Annotated in this window: 7 protein-coding genes and 1 riboswitch; of the genes, 5 read left to right on the top strand and 2 right to left on the bottom strand. The window is 70.2% G+C overall.

From position 1 onward, the window contains the following. Positions 1–128 precede the first annotated feature (128 nt). Positions 129–208: riboswitch (cobalamin riboswitch) on the top strand. Positions 209–261: 53 nt separating this feature from the next. After that, a complete protein-coding gene (gene cobN, locus ACFTXQ_RS15365; RefSeq protein WP_382640704.1) occupies positions 262–3,879 on the top strand; it encodes a cobaltochelatase subunit CobN in 3,618 nt (1,205 codons plus the stop codon). A 28-nt stretch (positions 3,880–3,907) separates the two neighbouring features. Next, positions 3,908–4,381: a hemerythrin domain-containing protein gene (locus ACFTXQ_RS15360; protein WP_382640702.1), complete on the top strand. Its 474-nt coding sequence runs from the start codon at positions 3,908–3,910 to the stop codon at positions 4,379–4,381. Between the two features lie 79 nt (positions 4,382–4,460). Here the strand turns inward: ACFTXQ_RS15360 and ACFTXQ_RS15355 are convergent, their stop codons facing one another. Both ACFTXQ_RS15355 and ACFTXQ_RS15350 read right to left on the bottom strand, forming a co-directional pair. Further along, positions 4,461–5,039, bottom strand: a complete 579-nt coding sequence (locus tag ACFTXQ_RS15355) for a T6SS immunity protein Tdi1 domain-containing protein (RefSeq protein WP_382640754.1) — start codon at positions 5,037–5,039, stop codon at positions 4,461–4,463. Positions 5,040–5,041: 2 nt separating this feature from the next. Next, positions 5,042–12,079: a polymorphic toxin-type HINT domain-containing protein gene (locus ACFTXQ_RS15350; protein WP_382640699.1), complete on the bottom strand. Its 7,038-nt coding sequence runs from the start codon at positions 12,077–12,079 to the stop codon at positions 5,042–5,044. Between the two features lie 609 nt (positions 12,080–12,688). Between ACFTXQ_RS15350 and ACFTXQ_RS15345 the strand changes: the two genes are divergently transcribed. From ACFTXQ_RS15345 to ACFTXQ_RS15335, 3 genes are all read left to right on the top strand, one after another. After that, the gene (locus ACFTXQ_RS15345; RefSeq protein ID WP_382640697.1) at positions 12,689–17,050 is read left to right on the top strand and encodes a LamG-like jellyroll fold domain-containing protein; all 4,362 of its coding nucleotides are present in this window, start codon (positions 12,689–12,691) and stop codon (positions 17,048–17,050) included. Positions 17,051–18,045: 995 nt separating this feature from the next. Then, entirely contained in the window at positions 18,046–18,561 is a 516-nt protein-coding gene (locus ACFTXQ_RS15340; protein ID WP_382640696.1) for a transposase, read from the top strand. 280 nt (positions 18,562–18,841) lie between these two features. Continuing rightward, positions 18,842–19,120 carry a transposase gene (locus tag ACFTXQ_RS15335; protein ID WP_382640694.1) on the top strand — a complete coding sequence of 93 codons (279 nt, stop codon included), beginning with the start codon at positions 18,842–18,844 and terminating at the stop codon, positions 19,118–19,120. Positions 19,121–19,128: the final 8 nt, after the last annotated feature.

The raw sequence follows: 19,128 nt of genomic DNA, 5'->3' as shown, positions 1-19,128 counted from the left end.
GAGCCCCGGCAACGGCACCGCACGCCGACCCCCGCGCGACCACCCCCACTCCCGGCCAGGGAAAAGGCCCCCTAAGATGACCTTCCGGCGGACCACACGGCCCGCCGTCGCCGAGGACGGCGACATGGGAGGAAGCCCGGTGCGATTCCGGCGCGGTCCCGCCACTGTGAACCCGGCAGCCGACGGCCGAAGGGTGAGTCAGGAACTCCCGCTGTCCTCACTGCCCGGGGCGCGGAAACCCCGAGGAAGGCCTGCCGCCGCATGATCCTGCTGCTGTCGACGTCCGACACCGATCTGCTCAGCGCCCGCGCAGCGAACACGGCGGACGGCCCCGTCCCGTACCGGTTCGCGAACCCCTCCCGCCTTCCCCTCGACGACCTCCCCGGCCTCCTCGACGGCGTCGACCTGGTCGTCGTACGCCTCCTCGGCGGGCGCCGCGCCTGGCAGGAGGGCCTCGACCTGCTCCTCGCCCCCGGCCAGACCCGCCCGGTCGTGGTCCTGACCGGCGAACAGGCCCCGGACGCCCAGCTGATGGAGGCCTCCACGGTCCCCATCGGCATCGCCGCCGAGGCGCACGGCTACCTCGCCCACGGCGGCCCCGCCAACCTCGACCAGCTGGCCCGCTTCCTCTCGGACACGGTCCTCCTCACCGGCCACGGCTTCGAGCCCCCCGCCGCCGCCCCCACCTGGGGCCCCCTGGAGCGCACCGCGCAGCGGACCGCCGGCCCCCGCGTCGCCGTGCTCTACTACCGCGCGCACCAGATGAGCGGCAACACCGCCTTCGTGCACGCCCTGTGCGATGCCATCGAGGCCCAGGACGCGCAGGCGCTCCCGCTCTACGTGTCCTCCCTGCGCGCCCCCGAGCCTGAGCTGCTGGCCGAGCTGGAGGGGGTCGACGCCGTCGTCACCACCGTCCTCGCCGCGGGCGGCACCCGTCCGGCCACCGCTTCCGCCGGCGGGGACGACGAGTCCTGGGACGCGGGCGCGCTCGCCGCGCTCGGCGTGCCGATCCTCCAGGCCCTGTGCCTGACCGGCTCCCGGTCCGCCTGGGAGGAGAACGACGAGGGCCTGTCTCCCCTCGACGCCGCCACGCAGGTCGCGGTGCCCGAGTTCGACGGCCGCCTGATCACCGTCCCGTTCTCCTTCAAGGAGCTCGACGAGGACGGCCTGCCCGCCTACGTGGCCGACCCGGAGCGGGCCGCCCGCGTCGCGGGGATCGCCGTGCGCCACGCCCGGCTCCGGCACATCGAGCGCCGCGACAAGAAGGTCGCCCTCGTCCTGTCCGCGTACCCCACCAAGCACTCCCGCATCGGCAACGCGGTCGGCCTCGACACCCCGGCCAGCGCCGTGGAGCTGCTGCGCACCCTGATCGCCGGCGGCTACGACTTCGGCCCCGCCGACGAGATCCCCGGCCTGGTCTCGGGCGACGGCGACGAGCTGATCCGCGCCCTGATCGAGGCCGGCGGCCACGACCAGGACTGGCTGACCGAGGAGCAGCTGGCCCGCAACCCGGTCCGCATCCCGGCCGCCGACTACCGGCGCTGGTTCGCCGAGCTCCCCGCCGAGCTGCGCGAGAGCGTCGAGGAGCACTGGGGCGAGGCCCCCGGCAACATGTTCGTGGACCGCTCGGCCAACCCGGAGGGCGACATCGTCCTGGCGGCCCTGCGCCGCGGGAACCTCCTGATCCTCATCCAGCCGCCGCGCGGTTTCGGCGAGAACCCGATCGCGATCTACCACGACCCGGACCTGCCGCCCTCGCACCACTACCTGGCCGCGTACCGCTGGATCCAGGCGCGCGCGGAGGACGGCGGTTTCGGCGCCGACGCGATGATCCACCTCGGCAAGCACGGCAACCTGGAGTGGCTGCCGGGCAAGAACGCGGGCCTGTCCGCCGCCTGCGCGCCCGACGCCGCGCTCGGCGACCTGCCCCTCGTCTACCCGTTCCTGGTCAACGACCCGGGCGAGGGCACCCAGGCCAAGCGCCGCGTGCACGCCACCCTGGTCGACCACCTGGTGCCGCCGATGGCGCGCGCCGAGTCGTACGGCGACATCGCCCGGCTGGAGCAGCACCTGGACGAGTACGCCCAGATCTCGGCGATGGACCCGGCGAAGCTGCCGGCGATCCGCGCCCAGATCTGGACCCTCATCCAGGCCGCGAAGCTGGACCACGACCTGGGTCTGGAGGAGCGCCCGGACGACGACGGCTTCGACGACTTCCTGCTCCACGTCGACGGCTGGCTGTGCGAGGTCAAGGACGCGCAGATCCGCGACGGCCTGCACGTGCTCGGCGGCGCCCCGACGGGCGAGGCCCGCGTCAACCTGGTCCTCGCGATCCTGCGCGCCCGCCAGATCTGGGGCGGTACGACGGCCCTTCCGGGTCTGCGTGAGGCGCTCGGTCTGGACGAGTCCGCGGCCACCCGCACCTCGGCGGACGCCGTCGAGGAGCAGGCGCGGGCCCTGGTCCAGGCGATGGAGGACGCGGGCTGGGACCCGTCGGCGGTGGCTTCGGTGGCCTCCGGGTACTCGGCGGACGTGGCGGCGGTACTGGACTTCGCCGCCCGCGAGGTCGTCCCGCGCCTGGCCGGCACCACGGACGAGATCGCGCACGTGGTCGCCGCCCTGGACGGCCGCTTCATCCCGGCGGGCCCCTCGGGCTCCCCGCTGCGCGGCCTGGTCAACGTGCTGCCGACGGGCCGGAACTTCTACTCGGTGGACCCGAAGGCCGTCCCGTCCCGCCTGGCGTGGGAGACGGGCCAGGCCCTGGCCGACTCGCTCCTCACCCGCTACCGCACGGACAACGGCGAGTGGCCGGCCTCGGTCGGCCTGTCCCTGTGGGGCACGAGCGCGATGCGCACGGCGGGCGACGACGTGGCCGAGGCCCTCGCCCTGCTGGGCATCCGGCCGGTCTGGGACGAGGCCTCGCGCCGCGTCACGGGCCTGGAGCCCATCGCGCTGCCGGAGCTCGGCCGCCCGCGCATCGACGTCACGCTGCGCATCTCGGGCTTCTTCCGTGACGCGTTCCCGCACGTCATCGGGCTGCTCGACGACGCGGTCCGGCTGGCGGCATCGCTGGACGAGCCGGAGGCGGACAACTACGTCCGGGCCCACGCCCAGGCCGACCTGGCCGTCCACGGCGACGAACGGCGTGCCACGACCCGTATCTTCGGCTCGCGCCCGGGCACGTACGGGGCCGGCATCCTGCAGCTGATCGACTCCCGCGACTGGCGTACGGACGCCGACCTCGCGGAGGTCTACACGGTGTGGGGCGGGTACGCGTACGGCCGTGGCCTGGAGGGCCGCCCGGCCCGCGCCGAGATGGAGACCGCGTACAAGCGCATCACGGTCGCGGCGAAGAACACGGACACCCGCGAGCACGACATCGCGGACTCGGACGACTACTTCCAGTACCACGGCGGCATGGTGGCCACGGTCCGCGCCCTGCGTGGCACGGCCCCGGAGGCCTACATCGGCGACTCGACCCGCCCGGAGACGGTCAAGACCCGCACCCTGGTCGAGGAGACCTCGCGCGTGTTCCGGGCCCGCGTCGTCAACCCCAAGTGGATCGAGGCGATGCGCCGCCACGGCTACAAGGGCGCCTTCGAGCTCGCGGCGACGGTCGACTACCTGTTCGGCTACGACGCCACGACGGGTGTGGTCGCGGACTGGATGTACGACAAGCTGACGGAGACGTACGTCCTGGACCCGGAGAACCGCGCCTTCCTGGAGGAGGCCAACCCCTGGGCCCTGCACGGCATCGCGGAACGCCTCCTGGAGGCGGAGTCCCGCGGCATGTGGGAGAAGCCGGACCCGCAGGTCCTGGAATCCCTGCGTCAGGTCTACCTGGACACGGAGGGCAACCTGGAGGGCGAAGCGGAGTAAATGCCGCGGGAGGGGTGATCCTGGTGGAATGTGCCACTACTGCGGCTGCCGCCAGATCCCCCTCATCAAGGAGTTCATCGCCGAACACGAGGCGGTGACGAACGCGGCGGGCGACGCCCTGCGCGCACTGGAAGCGGGCGACCTCCCGAAGGCCCGCGCCCTCGTCTCGGACATGAAGGCCGTCCTCCTCGCCCACTGGAAGGGCGAGGAGGACGGCCTTTTCACGGTCATGTCGACGGACCCCGAATACGCGGACTACATCGCGGCCCTGGAATCGGAACACCGCGACCTGTCGCGGCTCCTCACGGAGCTCGACCTCTCGACACCGGAGGGCACAGCCTCCTTCCGCCGGGCGATGGACGACCTCCACCACCACATCGCCAAGGAGGAGGACGGCCTCTTCCCGGCCTCCCTCACCGCCCTGACGGGCGACGAATGGAACCTCTCCATCAAGGCCTGGCGCACGGCCCACCCGAAAGCCGAACTCCACGCGGCCGGCTGAACGCCCGAGGGGCCCCGCCGAAGGAATTCCTTCGACGGGGCCCCTCAGGAACCGACGAGCTCAGGCAGCGAGCGAGAGCTCACGCCGTCCGGGTGCGCAACTGGCCCATGAGGGACCAGTAGACCGATTCATCGGAGAGCTCCAGGTTGTCGACCGAGCCGTCGCCGCCCAGGAACAGGGGAACCTTGAATCCGACGCATTGACCGCTCGCCACGCTTTCCGAATTGACTTCTCTCCACTCCGCATAAAGATCGGAGGCAAGGAAGGTTTCGGGATCGGCCAACATTTCTGCGTCGAACAGCTCTTCCAGTCCGCAATCGACCTCGAATACCTCGCCGGACCCGGGCTCGATGAGGAGGACAAGGTTGGGGGTGAAGCCCGATTCCGTCAGCGGAATAGCGTACTGACGTCCCAGCCAATCCTTGGCGATCGGGGCTACCCGACCATCATAGTCGGGGAACCCGTCAGCGATCAGACCAGCAGCCCGCTCCATCTCGGATTCGGAGTGGATTCGGAGGATTCCGCCACCGAACGACTTCCCCGCACCAAGGCTTACCAGCTCATTGAACCCGTCGAGTTCAGCAAGCTTCGGAGCCGAGAAGGGCCGAGGGGCCTCGTCGGAGTCCGCAGGGTATGCGGAGAGAAAGTTCTCGTACATGATCACCTTTGGCAGATCGAAACGCCACAAACCTTTGTGCCGTTCGGGAGTTTTCGTATCTGAGCGTCAATCTGTGGGCCGAGACTGGTATTCACACTCCCGTCAAGCGGACCAAGATTGTCGAGCGTATCCGTACCACCCAGTTGCAGATCCTGCATGTGGTCGCCATGGTAACCGCTCGGAACGTCGACGCCCGACCGGCGAAGCCGTCCCGCCGCCGAACCCTTGACCACTCGGACCGACTGGGTCTTCACCAGCTTCCCTTGCCCGGCGAGATCATTCAGATGGGCCACCTTCGCGTCGGCCTCGGCGATCTGACCGGCGCTCCACCCGTCCTTGTATTTCAGATTCAGGTGTACGGCGTCTGCGTCATCGCCGCAGTTGTGCACCAGGACCGGAGCGGCGCCTGCCAGCACGTAGTACGTGTGGAAGCCGTCGACGGTGAGGTTGTGCGTGGTGACGGCGAAGGGATAGGTGCGGGTCGCCTGCACCGTGAGCGTGGTGCCGTCGGCCCGGCGGAGCTGCTCGCCCGGGACGAATTCGCCGGCGTCGAGCCACTGGCGGCGGGTCTCGCTCCAGTGCGGGTGATGAGAGGTGGAGGTGAGGGCAACCGACGCACCCCGCGGATCGGCGTCGTCGATCAGAGTGAGGTCGGTGAACTCCTTGTCGTCGGGGGTGGTGATGGTGGCCGTGACCGTCTTGGCCTCGGTGTCCCCGGTCTGGGGGTCGGTGGCCAGGACCTTGTCGCCCACCTCGACGTCCTCGATGGCCTTGGTCGTGCCATCGGCCATCTGGACGCGGGTACCGGTGGGGAAGCTGTTCCGCTTGATCGGACAGGCGGCACCCGCATCGGAGTCACCGCTGCGGGAGCTCGATCCTCCGCTGCCCGATTCGGCGTCGGCTTCACTTCTGCCGGCCTTGGCCTCAGTACCGGCCGAGTCACTGGCTGATTCCTTGGCCGCCTTCGCGTCCGCCGATTTGGCTGCCTGCGACGCCGCGGCCGCTGCTTCGTCCTCGGCCTTCTTCGCCTTCGAGAAGGCGTCCATCGCCTTGGCCGCTCGGCCTTCCGCCGCGTGGATGGCGTCGTAGGCCTTGTCCATCTCCTTGTAGATCTTGAAGGCCTTGATGCCTACCTTGATCGCCTTGAAGACCTTGCCCCAAGGCACCGCGTTCAGGGCGGTGTTGATGCAGGCCATCACATCGCCCTTGGTGAAGCAGTCCCGGGCGTCGTTGAAGCCGATCAGGTCACCGACGAGGTCGACGACGCTGTGGACGAGCTCCTCACGGTGCTTCTTGGCCTTGGTCACCTCGGCGTTGGCGTCGTCCAGGTCCTTCCTGCCGCCGCCACCTCCGCCGCCGCCACCGCTGGGCTTGGGCGTGGGCACCGTCGGCGTGGACCTCGGGGGCGTGGAGACCCAGCTGCTGCCGCCGCACTCGCCCGGCTCGCACGGGTACCTCAGTCCGGTCGGGTCCATCTTGTTGATTGGATCGTTGCCGGAGTATCCGTAGGCGTTCCACTGCTGAGGGTTGTCGGCATCGATGATGGGGTCAGGACTGATGAAGCGCCCCGTCGCGGGGTCGTATTCGCGGGCGCCCAAGAGGGTGAGGCCTGTGGCCTTCTCCTTGGTTCCGCCGACGAAGCCCTTGTCGCCCGCCCAGGCGCCGGGCGCCGGCTGGGTACCGCGCTCATTGCCGAACGGGTCGGTCGGACGCCGGACCTGGGCGAGGTCGGACGCGTTGAACTGCACCCCATTGGTGCCGTGGTGGTCCGACGCCTGGTAGGCCAGGGTCGAGATGCCGCCGGTCGTCGTCCGAGTGACAGCGAGACCGCCGGGGGCCCCGTACGTACGGACGTTGGTGACCTTGCCCGTGGCCGTTTCCAGGGTGATCTGGTCGCTGCCGAGGCTCAACATGGTCGAACCCGGGTCGCGGCGGATGAGCTGGTTGCCGCCGGTGTCGTAGAGGTAGGTGGTACCTGCGCTCTGACCGGTACCGGTGATCTTGTCGAGCTTGCCCTGGTCGTTCCAGGTGAGGCTCTTGGTGCCCGGGGTGCTGGTGATGGACGCCGTGTTACCTGCGGCGTCATACGTGTACGAGGTGACCTTGGTGCCCGTGCTGCTGGTCTCCGTAGAGGTCATCAGCGCGTGCGGACCGCCCGTGCCGCCGCCCGTCTTCGGGTCGGAGGACGGGGTGTTGGGGCCCGCCCCGAAGGTCTGGGTGACCGTCGTGTCCTTGGCCGTGGCCCCGGTGACGTCCTTCTTCACCAGCTTGGTGCGGTTGCCGAGCTTGTCGTACTCGTACTGCTGCCAGTACGGAGCCGGACCACCCACGCTCGGCTTGCCCGTACCGTCGAGCCTGGGCCCGGTGCTGTTGGTGCAGCCGCCGATACCGCGGACGCTGGGCTGGGGAGCCGTGCTCGTGGTGCCGCTGTCCGTCCACGCCTGCGTCATGCGACCCAGGTAGTCGTAGGTGAAGCACTGCAGGTCGCGGGCGGCGCCGTCCTGCGTGTTCCCGACGGAGGTGAGTCTGCCGGCCTTGTCGTAGGTGTAGTCGACGACGTCGACGCTCGCCGTGGCGGCCGTCTGCTTGTCCAGTGTGCTGCGGACGGGACGATCGGTGCCCGCGTCGTAGTCGATCGTGGACACGACCTGCTTGCCGCTCTTGCCGACGGTCCCGCGGATGGCCCGGCCGAAGACGTCGTAGCGCACGTCCACGACGTACGGGCTGAGGCTGGTGCCGATCAGGCCGTCCAACGCCAGCATGTTGCCCGCGTTGTCGACATTGTAGGTGAGCGTCTCGGCCTTGAGTCCTGCTGCCGGGACAGCCGGAAGCGTGCTGGTCTCCAGCTGTCCGTACGGGCTGTACGTGTTGGTCGTCTCGTAGATTCCCTGGAGCTTGCCCTCCCCGGCCGGGATGGTGGTCTTCGCACCGAGCGGCCGGTAGCCGCCGTCGTAGCCGGTGACCTCGGTGATGTACGCGGCACCGGTGCTGCCGCCGACGTAGCGGGTACTGGTGTCGGGCTTTCCGAGTGCCTTGGCGTCGTAGGTGAAGGCGCCGACCTGCTTGGCCGGGTTGACGGCCGTGCCTTCGTACGTGGCGGTGGTGCGACCGAGGAGGTCGCTCACGGTGGTCACGCTCTTGCCGCGGGCGTCGGTGACCGTGACCAGGTTCTTGCTCTCGTCGTAGACGTTGGTCACGGTGCCCGAGTCCGGGTCCGTGGTGGTCACCCTGCGGCCGAGGAGGTCGTAGGTGGAGGTCCACTCGTTGCCGGCGGAGTCCTTCCGGGACAACTCCTGGCCCTGGATGTTGCCGACGTACGTGGTCTCGTCGTAGGCACCCGTCGGGGTGTTGCTCTTGTACTGGCGCAGGACCGAGGTCAGGCCCTTGGTGATGGTCGCCGTGGCGAAGCCACCGGCCGGCGGGATCGTGCGGACCTCGTCGGCGCCCGGGTACTCGGTCTTCGAGCGCCACTGTTCGACGCCGAAGGACTGGAACACCGAGTCGGTCACACGGTCCATGCCGTCGAAGACGGAGACCTGCTGGGCCGGGATCTTGCTGTCCGGGTTGACGCCGCCGTTCGGCAGGAACAGGGCCGCGGAGGGGTCCTGCTCGTCGTTGTAGTACGGCGCGCTGGTCTTGACCTGGCGGCCGTGCGCGTCGAACAGGGCGTCCGTGATGAGACGGCCCGTCACGCCCGACCCCGGGGTGGCCTGCGTCTGGCGGACGCGGCCGAGGCCGTCGTAGATGGTGTAGCTGGAGGTGTAGGTCTGGCCGTCCTTCATGAGCGCCTGGCTCAGGGCGGTCGACGGGGCGTTGGTGCCGTTCATGGCGTACGAGAACTTGCGGACCGGGAGGAAGGAGTTGGCCCGTTCCTGACCCGGCTGCCAGATCGCGGTGATCCGGCCGAGGGCGTCGTACTCGCGCTCGCCGACGTGGCTGTTCTCGTCCTTCGTGATCAGCGGCAGGGAGCGGCCGATGTCGAGGGTGGTCGAGGACTTCCAGCCCAGCGGGTTGGTGTGGACGACCTCGGACGGCAGTACGCCGGTGGCCGGCTTGTACTCGGTCGAGGTGACCGCGCCGCCGGGGTGGGCGGCGTCCGTGCGGACCTTGTTGGTGTTGCTGGTGACGCGGCCGTAGCCGTCGTAGGTGGAGGTGGAGTTCAGGCGGTAGACCGGCTTGCCGGTGCCGTCGTACTTCTCCAGGACCTCGATGCCCGTCTGGTCGGCGGTGGCGCCCGTCTGGCCGAGGGGCTTGCCGTCGAAGTACGAGCGGGTGTCGCCCACCGTGTTCGCGGCGGTCGGCGTCTGGCCGCACGCACTGGAGAGGACCAGGGTGCGGGAGGCCAGCTCGGTCAGGGCACCGCCCGGACCGGTCGCGTATTCGAACGTGGTGCAGAGGCGTTCGTTCGGCTTCGAGATGTCACTGACATCGTCCACCTGGAGCGGGCGGGAGAGGAGCGTGGCGTCGTACGTCGACGTGCGCTCACTGGTGCGCCAGGCGCCGCCGGCGAGCTTGTCGCGGGTCGTGACCTTGCCCGTGTTCATCGCCCGCGCCGTGATGGCCGGCATGCCGCCGGACTGCGCGCGGGTGGCGGTGACGGCGCCGAGCCACGGGGTGGAGACCTCGTCGCCGACGACGGTGCCGCCGTCGCGGTCGTAGGTCTCGACCTGGCGGACGAAGCCGGACAGGACGTCCTCGTCCTTGATGCTGCCGCCCTGCGCGTCCAGGACGTTCACGCTGCGCTTGCTGCCGTTGGCCAGGACGTCGCCGTCCATGCCCCGCAGGTACGTGGCCACGGACTTGCTGCGCGCACCGTCCGCCGCGTTGCCGTTGCCCGTGCGCGTGGTGACCGTGGCGTAGCCGCGGAACTGGTCCCACGTACGGGTCTTGGGGTCGGCGGCCTCGGAGTCGTTGCGGTGCCAGGCGATGCCGCCGCCGTACTCGTAGTCGGTGACCGTGGTGACCTGGCCGGCGACCATGTCCTGCTGGGTGACCGTCTGGACGACGATCTTGTTGAACCAGTCGTTGACCGGGTCCGGGTAGGACTGGCCGGGCAGGTACCACTTGACCGGCATGCAGGCCATCGTGTTGCCGTCCTCGGAGGACGGCATGGTGCCCCTGACGCGCGAGCACTCGGCGGCCTTGTAGACCACGTTGATGCGGCCACCGGTCTCGGTGGTGATCGTCTGGATGCGCGGGCGGTTGTAGGCCGGGGCCGAGGCCTCGGTGCCGTCCGGGCGCTTGACGACGCCGTCGACGCGGTTGGCGATCTGCAGCGGCTGGAACGTCACCTCGGGGAGGGTCTGCGCCGTCTTGCCGTTGGAGCCGGTGCGCTGGATCGAGTCGAGCCACAGGGTCGGGGACGTGCCGTCGCCCGGGTCCTGGAAGGACTGCTTGAAGGCGTAGGAGTCGACCTTGCGCCAGGCGGTGCCGGTCCACACCTCGCTGTAGAGCTGGGTGAACTTCTTCGTCGTGAAGTAGGTCGGCGAGAGGTTCAGGCACTGGCCGGTGGCCGGGCACTCCTGGTCGACGGGGGTGTCGGGCCAGGACTTGGCGTTGGCCTTGGTGCGCTGGGCCGGGTCGGTGCAGGTGACCGTCCCGATGACGACGCAGCGCTCGGCGTTCTTGAGCACGATCTGGGCGGCCGGCTTGGCGGCGCCCTTGGCGGCTATCTGCTCCGGGAGGCGCTGGCCGTAGCCGATCCAGGTCGGGTACGAGGCGCGCTGGTACTGGGTGTTGGTGCCGGTGCCGTTGTTCTGGCCGCCACCGCGCCCGTAGTAGTTGTTCTCCTGCTCGTAGCGGTAGGAGACCAGGTTCTGGTGCGGGTCCACGACGTAGTCGAGGTTCCACTGCCAGCCCAGCTGCTGCCAGGTGCCGTTGGCCGGGGTCTCGGCGCCCAGGCACCTGTCCTGCCCGCTGTTGAAGTACACCGGGACCGTCGAGACCGACTTCGCCTCCGGGTCGGTGCCGTCACCGCCCGGCAGGCGGTTCGAGCCGAAGTAGTACTGGGTGCCGTCGGTCGTGGTGACCCTGAAGCCCTCGCCCTTCCAGGCCGAGTTGCGCTGGCCGGTCAGCCGCTCGATCTTCGTACCGTCCTCACCCTGGAGGTGGTACTGGCACGTCGTGTCGTCGCGCACGATCTGACCCGCGTGACCCGCGAGCGAGAGGGAGAGGATGTCGCCGCCCCAGCACTCGTCACCCGAGTCCTTGATGCCCGCGTCCCCGCAGCCCTTGTACGAGCGGGAGATCGAGCCGGGGCTCCACTCCCAGCCCTCGCCGAACATGCCGGCCTGGCTGTTCGTCGAGGCCGTACGGCCGTCGATGGCGGAGGAGTCGTAGCCCAGGGCCACGTCCGGGCCCGCGCCCGCGATGGAGGACGGGACCTCGACGGTGTAGCCGTAGGTGAAGTTCGCGGCGTTGGAGCCGGCCTGCCAGGAGGCCGACGGGAGCAGCGGGGTCGCGGAGAAGTCACCGCTCCCGCCCGACGGGCCGGCCTCCACGGCCAGGGCCACGCCCTGGGGGGCGAGCATCTGCGGGGCGCTCGCGGGGGCGGCCTGCGTCGCGGACTGCTGCTCGGACTGCGGCGCCGTCTGCGGCGCGGACTTCAGCAGGGATGAGCCCGCGGGGGCCGCGGCGGCGCTCTTCGGGGCCTCGACCTCGGCGACGAGGAGTCCGGAGGTGGAGTCCCGGTGCGAGGCCACGGGGGTACGCGTCGTACAGCCCTTGGCGCCCGGGGTGGTCAGGGCGCAGGTCGGCAGCTGGACCACCCGGGCGCGGTCCGCCCAGTTGGCGCCGGCCGAGGTGGCCCAGGCGGAGACGTCGAGGCCGACCTTCACCGTGCCCGACGGGGCGCTGCCGGCCGGGTCCGTGAGGGCGACGAGGGCGCCGTTGACGCCGGCGGCCCTGGTGCGGTCCGCGTCCTTCACCTCGACGGTGAGGGCGCCGCCGCCCTGGGTGCCGGGCGCGTTCTGCGCCGCGGCACCCGGAGCGGTGCCCGCGGAAGGCTTCGCAGTCTTCCCTGGTGCGACCCATACGGGCAAAGCTCCGGCCTGAACGGACCCCGGCCCGGCGGCCGTTCGGGTCGCGGCCGGATTGTGCAGGTCAACGGATGCGGTTCCGGCCGGAAGCTTGCCCTTCGCTTCCGGTGCCCACTTCCGGCCGGAGTCGGTCCGCTTTGCCGACGGCTTCGCGCTGGAGCCCTTGACCGGCTTGGTCTGGGACAGGGGTGTGTTCGGTGGCACCCACACCTTGGGCGGCTTGTCAGCCGCCTCGGCCAGGGGAAGCCCCAGGCCCGACAGGAGCACCGCGAGCACGGAGACGACCGCTACGCGCGACCGTCCCGCGCGCGAGCGCTCGAAGTAACCAGCCCGACGAAACAACGAAATCCCCCACATGTGCAAAAAATGGCATGACGAACGGACGGTCTGAGCCCGAATCGAACGCACTGTAGAGATCGGTTTTGCGCCACGTACAGAGTTTTCTTAAAAGATCCTTACATGACCAACATCACTCGCCGGACATGCTGCACCCACCCGTGGCAAATGGGGCATCACGAGCTCTCGTTTTATTGACACATTGCGCAAGTGAAGAGAATGTGCGCCTGACTTACGTCGTTTCACTTCCCACCGTCACAGCGAGGACCCGCCACCGTGAGGCCGTCACTACTTCCATCCTGGATACCGGGGCCGGGCTCCGGCCCCCGCCGACGACGGGCCTCCCGTGTCGCGGCACTCCCCGTCGCCGGTGCCGTCGCACTCGCCCTCGGAGCCGGCCTCCTCACCGGACAGCCGGCCCTCGCGGACGACGCGTCCGGCCGCGGCCACGGCCCGGCGAACACCGCCTGGCCCACCGCCAAGGGCAACCCGGGGGCCCCGGGCGCGACGGCCAAGGCCCTCGAGAACGCCAAGTCCCAGGCGAAGAAGACGAAGAAGCAGGTCGCCGTCGACGAGCTGACGACCGGCAACGCGATGACCGTCGCCAACCCGGACGGCACGTTCACCACCGACACCGCCCCCGTCGCCCAGCGGGTCAAGGGAGCGGACGGCAAGTGGCGCGGCCTCGACGCGACCCTCCGTACCAACGCGGACGGCACCGTCACGCCCACCGCCTCCGCCTCGAAGCTGAGCTTCTCCGGCGGCGGCACCGGCCCGATGGCCACCATGACCACCGCCGACGGCAGGAAGCTGTCCCTCAAGGCCCCCTTCCCGCTGCCGAAGCCGCAGCTGGGCGGCGACAGCGCCCTGTACAAGGGCGTCCTGCCCGATGTCGACCTCCGGCTGACCGCCACCCCCGCGGGCGGCTGGCGCCAGGTCCTCGTCGTCCGCACCGCGCAGGCCGCGGCCGACCCGGCCGTCAAGAAGCTCCAGCTCGCCGTCGAAGCCGACGGACTCACCGTCACCGCGGACAAGGCCGGCAACCTCAAGGCCACCGACGACCGGGGCAAGACCCGCTTCACCGCCCCCACGCCCCTCATGTGGGACTCGGCGACCACCCCGGCAGCGGCCGAGCAGGCCCCGGCCGCGAAGTCCGGTACGGCACGCAGCCTCGCGGCGGCGGACGGCGCCGAAGCGCCCGCCGCCGAAGCCCCGGCCGCCGCGGCGCCCGCCGCGGAGCAGCCGCCGGTCTCCAGCGCGGACGGCCCCGGCCAGGCCGCGGCCGTCGCCGCCATCGGCACGACGACCGACTCCAAGACCATCCAGCTCGTCCCGGACACCGCCGTCCTCGGCAAGGGCACCGGCCCCTGGTACATCGACCCGGGCTGGAACCCTGACGTCGACAACGGCACCCAGGCCTGGTCCCAGGTCCAGGAGGCGTACCCGGACACCAACGAGTACAACGGCACCGCCGACGGCCAGGACAAGCCCGCCACCGGCTACTGCGGCTACTCGACCTGCACGCGCAAGGGCAAGGAGCGCGCCTACTTCCAGGTCGGGATCAACTCCGTCATCCACGGCGCGGTGGTCCTCGACGCCCGGCTGTACGCGACCGTCGTCGCCTCCTCCAGCCCCACCACCTCGACCCCGATGGGCCTGTACTGGACCCCCCCGATCTCGAGCCCCACCAGCTGGAACCGCCAGCCCTGCGGCACCGGTTCCACCATGGCGGGATGCTCCAAGATCGGCATCACCTGGATGAAGGGGTCCGGCGAGATCTCCTTCGACGTCAAGGGTCAGATGGAGGCCGCCGCCCGGGACAAGTGGGGCAACTTCACGTTCGGCCTCGCGCCCGACGACGAAGGCAACATGTACTACCGGCAGCGGTTCTCCAACACCCCGCACATCAAGATCACGTACGACATCAAGCCCACCATCTGGTGGCCCCGTACGTCTCCCACCCCGGGCTTCGCCGACACCGCCTCCTACGCCGACTGCTTCACGCCGGGAACCGCCCACCCGTGGGACAACCCGGGCTGGGTCGGCGCGAACACCAACATCACGCTGACCAGCAACACGTACTCGGCCACCAACCGCCAGCTCATGACCACGTTCCAGTACTGGGACGACGACGACGGCGGCAAGACCTACTACGCCTCGACCAACTGGAACGGCAGCTACGGGCCGGCCACCGTCGACATCGGCCGGCTGAACGAGGGCCACCAGTACGGCTGGACCTCGCGCACCACCGACGAGACGCTCACCAGCGGCGACAGCGACTGGTGCTTCTTCCGCGTCGACCGGACCCCGCCGACCGCGGCCGTCAGCTCCACCGACTTCCCCGAGTCCGGCACGATCGGCGGCCACCCCAAGCTCGTCGGCCAGGAGGGCCTCTTCACCCTCACCGGCACCGACCCGGCCCCGGCCGCCGGCGGCCGCAGCTCCGGCATGGCCTGCGCCCGGTGGACCACCGACCCGGTCAAGGCCGCGGCCACCAACTGGAAGTGCACCGACACCGACCCGGGCGTCACCAAGCTCGTGGGCGGCGCGGCCACCATCAAGGTCACCCCGCAGCGCTGGGGCACCAACTTCGTGTACCTCCAGACCCAGGACGTCGCGGGCAACCTCTCGCAGCCCGTCGCGTACAGCTACTACGCCCCGTCCAACCCCAACAGCCCGGCCCCGATCTTCGGCGACGCCGACGGCGACAAGAAGGCCGACGTCCTCCTGCCCGACACGGCGGGCAGCCTCCGCCAGATCGGCGGCGGCACCGACCCGGCCGCGGCGCCCAACGCACGCATCAAGCCCGCTCCCGGCAACAACGGCTGGAACGGCATCCAGATCACGCACCGCGGCAGCCTCGGCTTCAAGGACGTCGACGACCTGATCGCCCACCAGCCGGGCAACACCAGCCTCCACCTCTACACGAACAACGGCGCCGGGCTGTTCGACACCCAGGCGGCGGCCACGATCACCAAGCCGTCCGGCTGCACCAACCCGGCGGGCACCACCATCGACTGCGCCGCGCACGGGTACGGCACCAACTGGGCGAACGTCTCGCAGATCGCGGCCTTCGGCTCCCCCAACGGCGACACGCCGGACGGCGACGGGGCGCTCCCGCGCACGTCCCTCCTGTTCGTCGAGAACGGGCGCCTGTGGCTCGGCGTCGCCGGCTCCACGAACCAGCTGGCGGCCAAGGCGATCCTGCTCTCCGCCAACGACCAGCGCTGGGACGGCTACGAGCTGATCGCCCCGGGCCGGGCCCAGGGCACCGCCTTCCCGACCCTGTGGGCCCGCTCCAAGACCGACGGGAGCCTCCACGCCTTCTCGGTGAAGGGCACGGCCGACGACCCGGACCTGACCGGCTTCACCGACCCCGCCGCGGGTCCGCTGACCGGCCGCATCGACCCGGCCGCCTACCCGCGCGCCGGCTCGAACGGCGACCTGAATGGCGACGGCCTCCCCGACCTGTGGGCCGTCGACGCCAACCAGCAGCTCGTCGCCTTCAACGGGACCGGCACGGCGGGCGCGAACCCGACCGTCACCGGCTTCGACACCGCGACCATCACCCTGGGCAACCTCAACATGCCCAAGGCCCAGTGGAAGCTGACCGGCCAGACCGGCGCGACCACCCCCAGCGCGGTCGGCAACTTCCCCGCCACCGCGGCCGGCATCACCTGGCCCACCGAGAAGATCGGCGGGCGCGACTCGGCCTACGCCTCCTTCAACGGCACCGGCTCGTCGATCACCACGGCCGCCCCGGTGATCGACACGCGCAACAGCTTCACCATCAGCACCTGGGTCAAGGCCAAGGCAGGCGGCGGCGCCATCATCAGCCAGGACCTGAACAACCACAGCTCGCTGCTCGTGTTCCCCAACCACAACAAGAAGGTCTGGCAGTTCGCCCTGGCCAACGGTGACAGCGGCTCCTGGCCGTACGACGAGACCAACGAGACCAACAGCGCCGCCACCCTCGCCCTGGACACCTGGACGCGTCTGACCGCCGTCTACGACCAGACGACCGGGCTGATGCGCCTGTACGTCAACGGCGCCCTCGCCGCCACCGGCCACCACAAGGCGTCCACCAGCCCGGCGCCCGTGGGACCCTTCCAGCTGGGCCGGTTCAAGCTCTCCGGGGCCTACGCGAACTCCCCCTTCACCGGCGGCATCAGCAACGTCGCCGTCTACCCGTACGCCGCATCCCCCGCGGCCTCCGGCACCTCCGGCAAGATCTCGTACGCCCCCACGGGTACGAACTGCGCCGACCTCGGCCCCGACGGCACCAAGGTCCAGATCTGGGACTGCAACGAGATCGGCGGCGGCCTCGCCCAGAAGTTCGAGGTCCGCGGCGACGGCACCGTCCGCATCCAGGGCAAGTGCATGGACGCCAAGGACGCCGGCACCGCCAACAGCACCCTGATCCAGGCCGTCACCTGCCACGACCACCCGGCGCAGCAGTTCCTGCCCCGCGCCGACGGCAGCCTCTACAACCCGGTCTCCGGCCGCTGCGTGGACCTGGACCACGGCAACACCACCAACGGCGTCCAGCTCTGGCTCTACGACTGCAACTCCTCCCCGGCCCAGCGCTGGACCATCCCCACCCTCGCCACCGCCCCCCTCCCCGTCCCCAACCCATAACCCCACCCACCCCGGCCCCCCCGCCCCCGCCCCCGCCCCCACCCCACCCCCCCCCCCCCCCCCGCGGCCGCCTCCCCCACCCGGGGGAGGCGGCCTCCGCCATGCCCGGCTCGACACGGATACGAACGCGGCCGGGACGAAGCTGCCCGCCGGACACCTGCTGATCCACTGCGGCAACCGCCGCACAACCGCTGTCCCTCCTGCGCCGTTCTCTACGGCCAGGACACCTTCCAGCTCATCGCTGCCCTCCTGCGCGGTGGCAAGAACATCGAGGACGAAGGCGCCACATCCCAGGGTGTTCGCCCCGCTCACCGGCCCCGCCGTACGGCCCGGCCCACGGCCGACCCACCGGCGCTCCGCCCGCTGGTGCTGCACCCAAGGCCTGGACGCCGAACGGAAGCCATGCTGTGCCATCGGCGAGGGCTGCCGAAAGCTGTTGGCTCCCTCGGCAGTTACTCACGTGCACTCGGCCCTCAAGTCCGCCCTCGAACCTGGCGTCCGTGAAGACGAGTTGACCCACAACGTCGCGCGGAATGTCAAAGCCGTCCCGCAGCCAGGCCCGGCGCTTCCAGCCCCTCACTGCGGCCAAGGCCGTCCAGTTCCTCACCGCGGCCTGCACCGACAAACTGCAGGCGCTATACGAACTCGCTCTACGCACCGGACTCGGCAAAGGCGAACTCCTCAGCCTCTGCTGGGAAGACATCCTCACCTCAGGACGCCAGCATCTGCCCGCCCCCGAACCAGCGGCCTCAGCCGCCTTCCCGCCAAGACCCGCGCCTCCGAACGCCGCATCCCCTGCCGGTGGGGTGCGTCCCATCATTGCCGATCCACCGTGAACGCCAGGAGAAAGAGCGCGCGGTCGCCGGAAAACGATGCCCTGCCTCGCTCCGATGACGACCCTCGGGTTGCACCTGAGCCACCAGCCGTCCGCTGACGTTCCGCTGAGGTTGAAAGGGTGGGGTGACAGCGGGCGTTAGCGGTGCTACATCCTCGCCATGAGGTACGCGGATGGCGGCGGTCTGACCGCTGCGGGGCGGGCGAAGCGTGAGGCTGTGCGTTTCGAGGCCGCGGAGATGTTCGAGCTGGGGGTGCGACCGCCGGAGGTGGCCCACAGGTTACGGGTGTCGCGGAAGTCGGCGTACGCCTGGCACGCCGTCTGGCGCGAGGGCGGCACCGCGGCCCTTACCTCCGAGGGGGCCGGCGGCTTTCCGTGCCGGCTGGGCGATGTCCAGATGGAGCTGTTGCAGGCCGAGCTGGAGGTGGGCCCGACGGCGCACGGCTGGAGGGAGGACCAGCGGTGGACCCTTGCGAGGGTCGCAGAGCTGATCCACCGCCTGTTCGGCTACCGGTACACCCCGCGCGGGGTGTCATATCTGCTGCACCGGCTCGGCTGGTCACCGCAGGTCCCCGTGCACCGGGCCGTCGAGCGTGATGAACAGGCCGTAGCACAGTGGCGGACGGAGCAATGGTCACGGGTAAGAGGACGACCCAGCTCCTGGGCGCGTGGATAGTCTTCGAGGACGAGGCCGGGCAGGACCTGAAACCCGGCAAGGGCCGGATCTGGTCACGGCGGGGCAGGACACCGCTGGTCAGAGTGACGGGCAAGGGTTCGGGCCGGGTCCTGATGGCCGGGATGATCGGCGTCAGACCGGGCCGCGAGACCCGGCTGATCTACCGGACCCAGACGTACCGGGGCCGGACCGGTGAGAAGAAGGGCTTTCGGGCCCGCGAGTTCGCGGACCTGCTGGCCTCCGCCCGGCGGCAGCTCGGCGATGCCCCGCTGATCGTGGTGTGGGCAACGCCAGCACCCACCACGCCAAGCCCTTGCGGGAGTTCGGCGAACGCAACAGCGACTGGCTGACCATCGTGAAGCTGCCGCCCTACGCGCCGGACCTCAACCCCGTCGATGGCGTATGGGCCCACTTGAAGAAGTCCCTGGCCAATCTCGCACCACACACGATCGACGACCTCACCCCACTTGTGAAGAACCGCCTGCGGGGCATCCAACGCCGACCCGAGATCCTCGACGGATTCATAGCCGAGACTGGACTCGCGCTGGAGCCCCCGTAGCCCCGTCA

This window comes from Streptomyces sp. NPDC057010 (genome assembly GCF_042673805.1).
Taxonomy (GTDB): domain Bacteria; phylum Actinomycetota; class Actinomycetes; order Streptomycetales; family Streptomycetaceae; genus Streptomyces.
This window is presented reverse-complemented; position numbering and strand designations above follow the sequence as displayed.

Bases quoted from the DNA above. Each gene is read 5' to 3' on its own strand.
- cobN (WP_382640704.1), top strand. From the start codon at position 262: ATGATCCTGCTGCTGTCGACGTCCGACACCGATCTGCTCAGCGCCCGC.
- ACFTXQ_RS15360 (WP_382640702.1), top strand. From the start codon at position 3,908: ATGTGCCACTACTGCGGCTGCCGCCAGATCCCCCTCATCAAGGAGTTC.
- ACFTXQ_RS15355 (WP_382640754.1), bottom strand. From the start codon at position 5,039: ATGTACGAGAACTTTCTCTCCGCATACCCTGCGGACTCCGACGAGGCC.
- ACFTXQ_RS15340 (WP_382640696.1), top strand. From the start codon at position 18,046: ATGAGGTACGCGGATGGCGGCGGTCTGACCGCTGCGGGGCGGGCGAAG.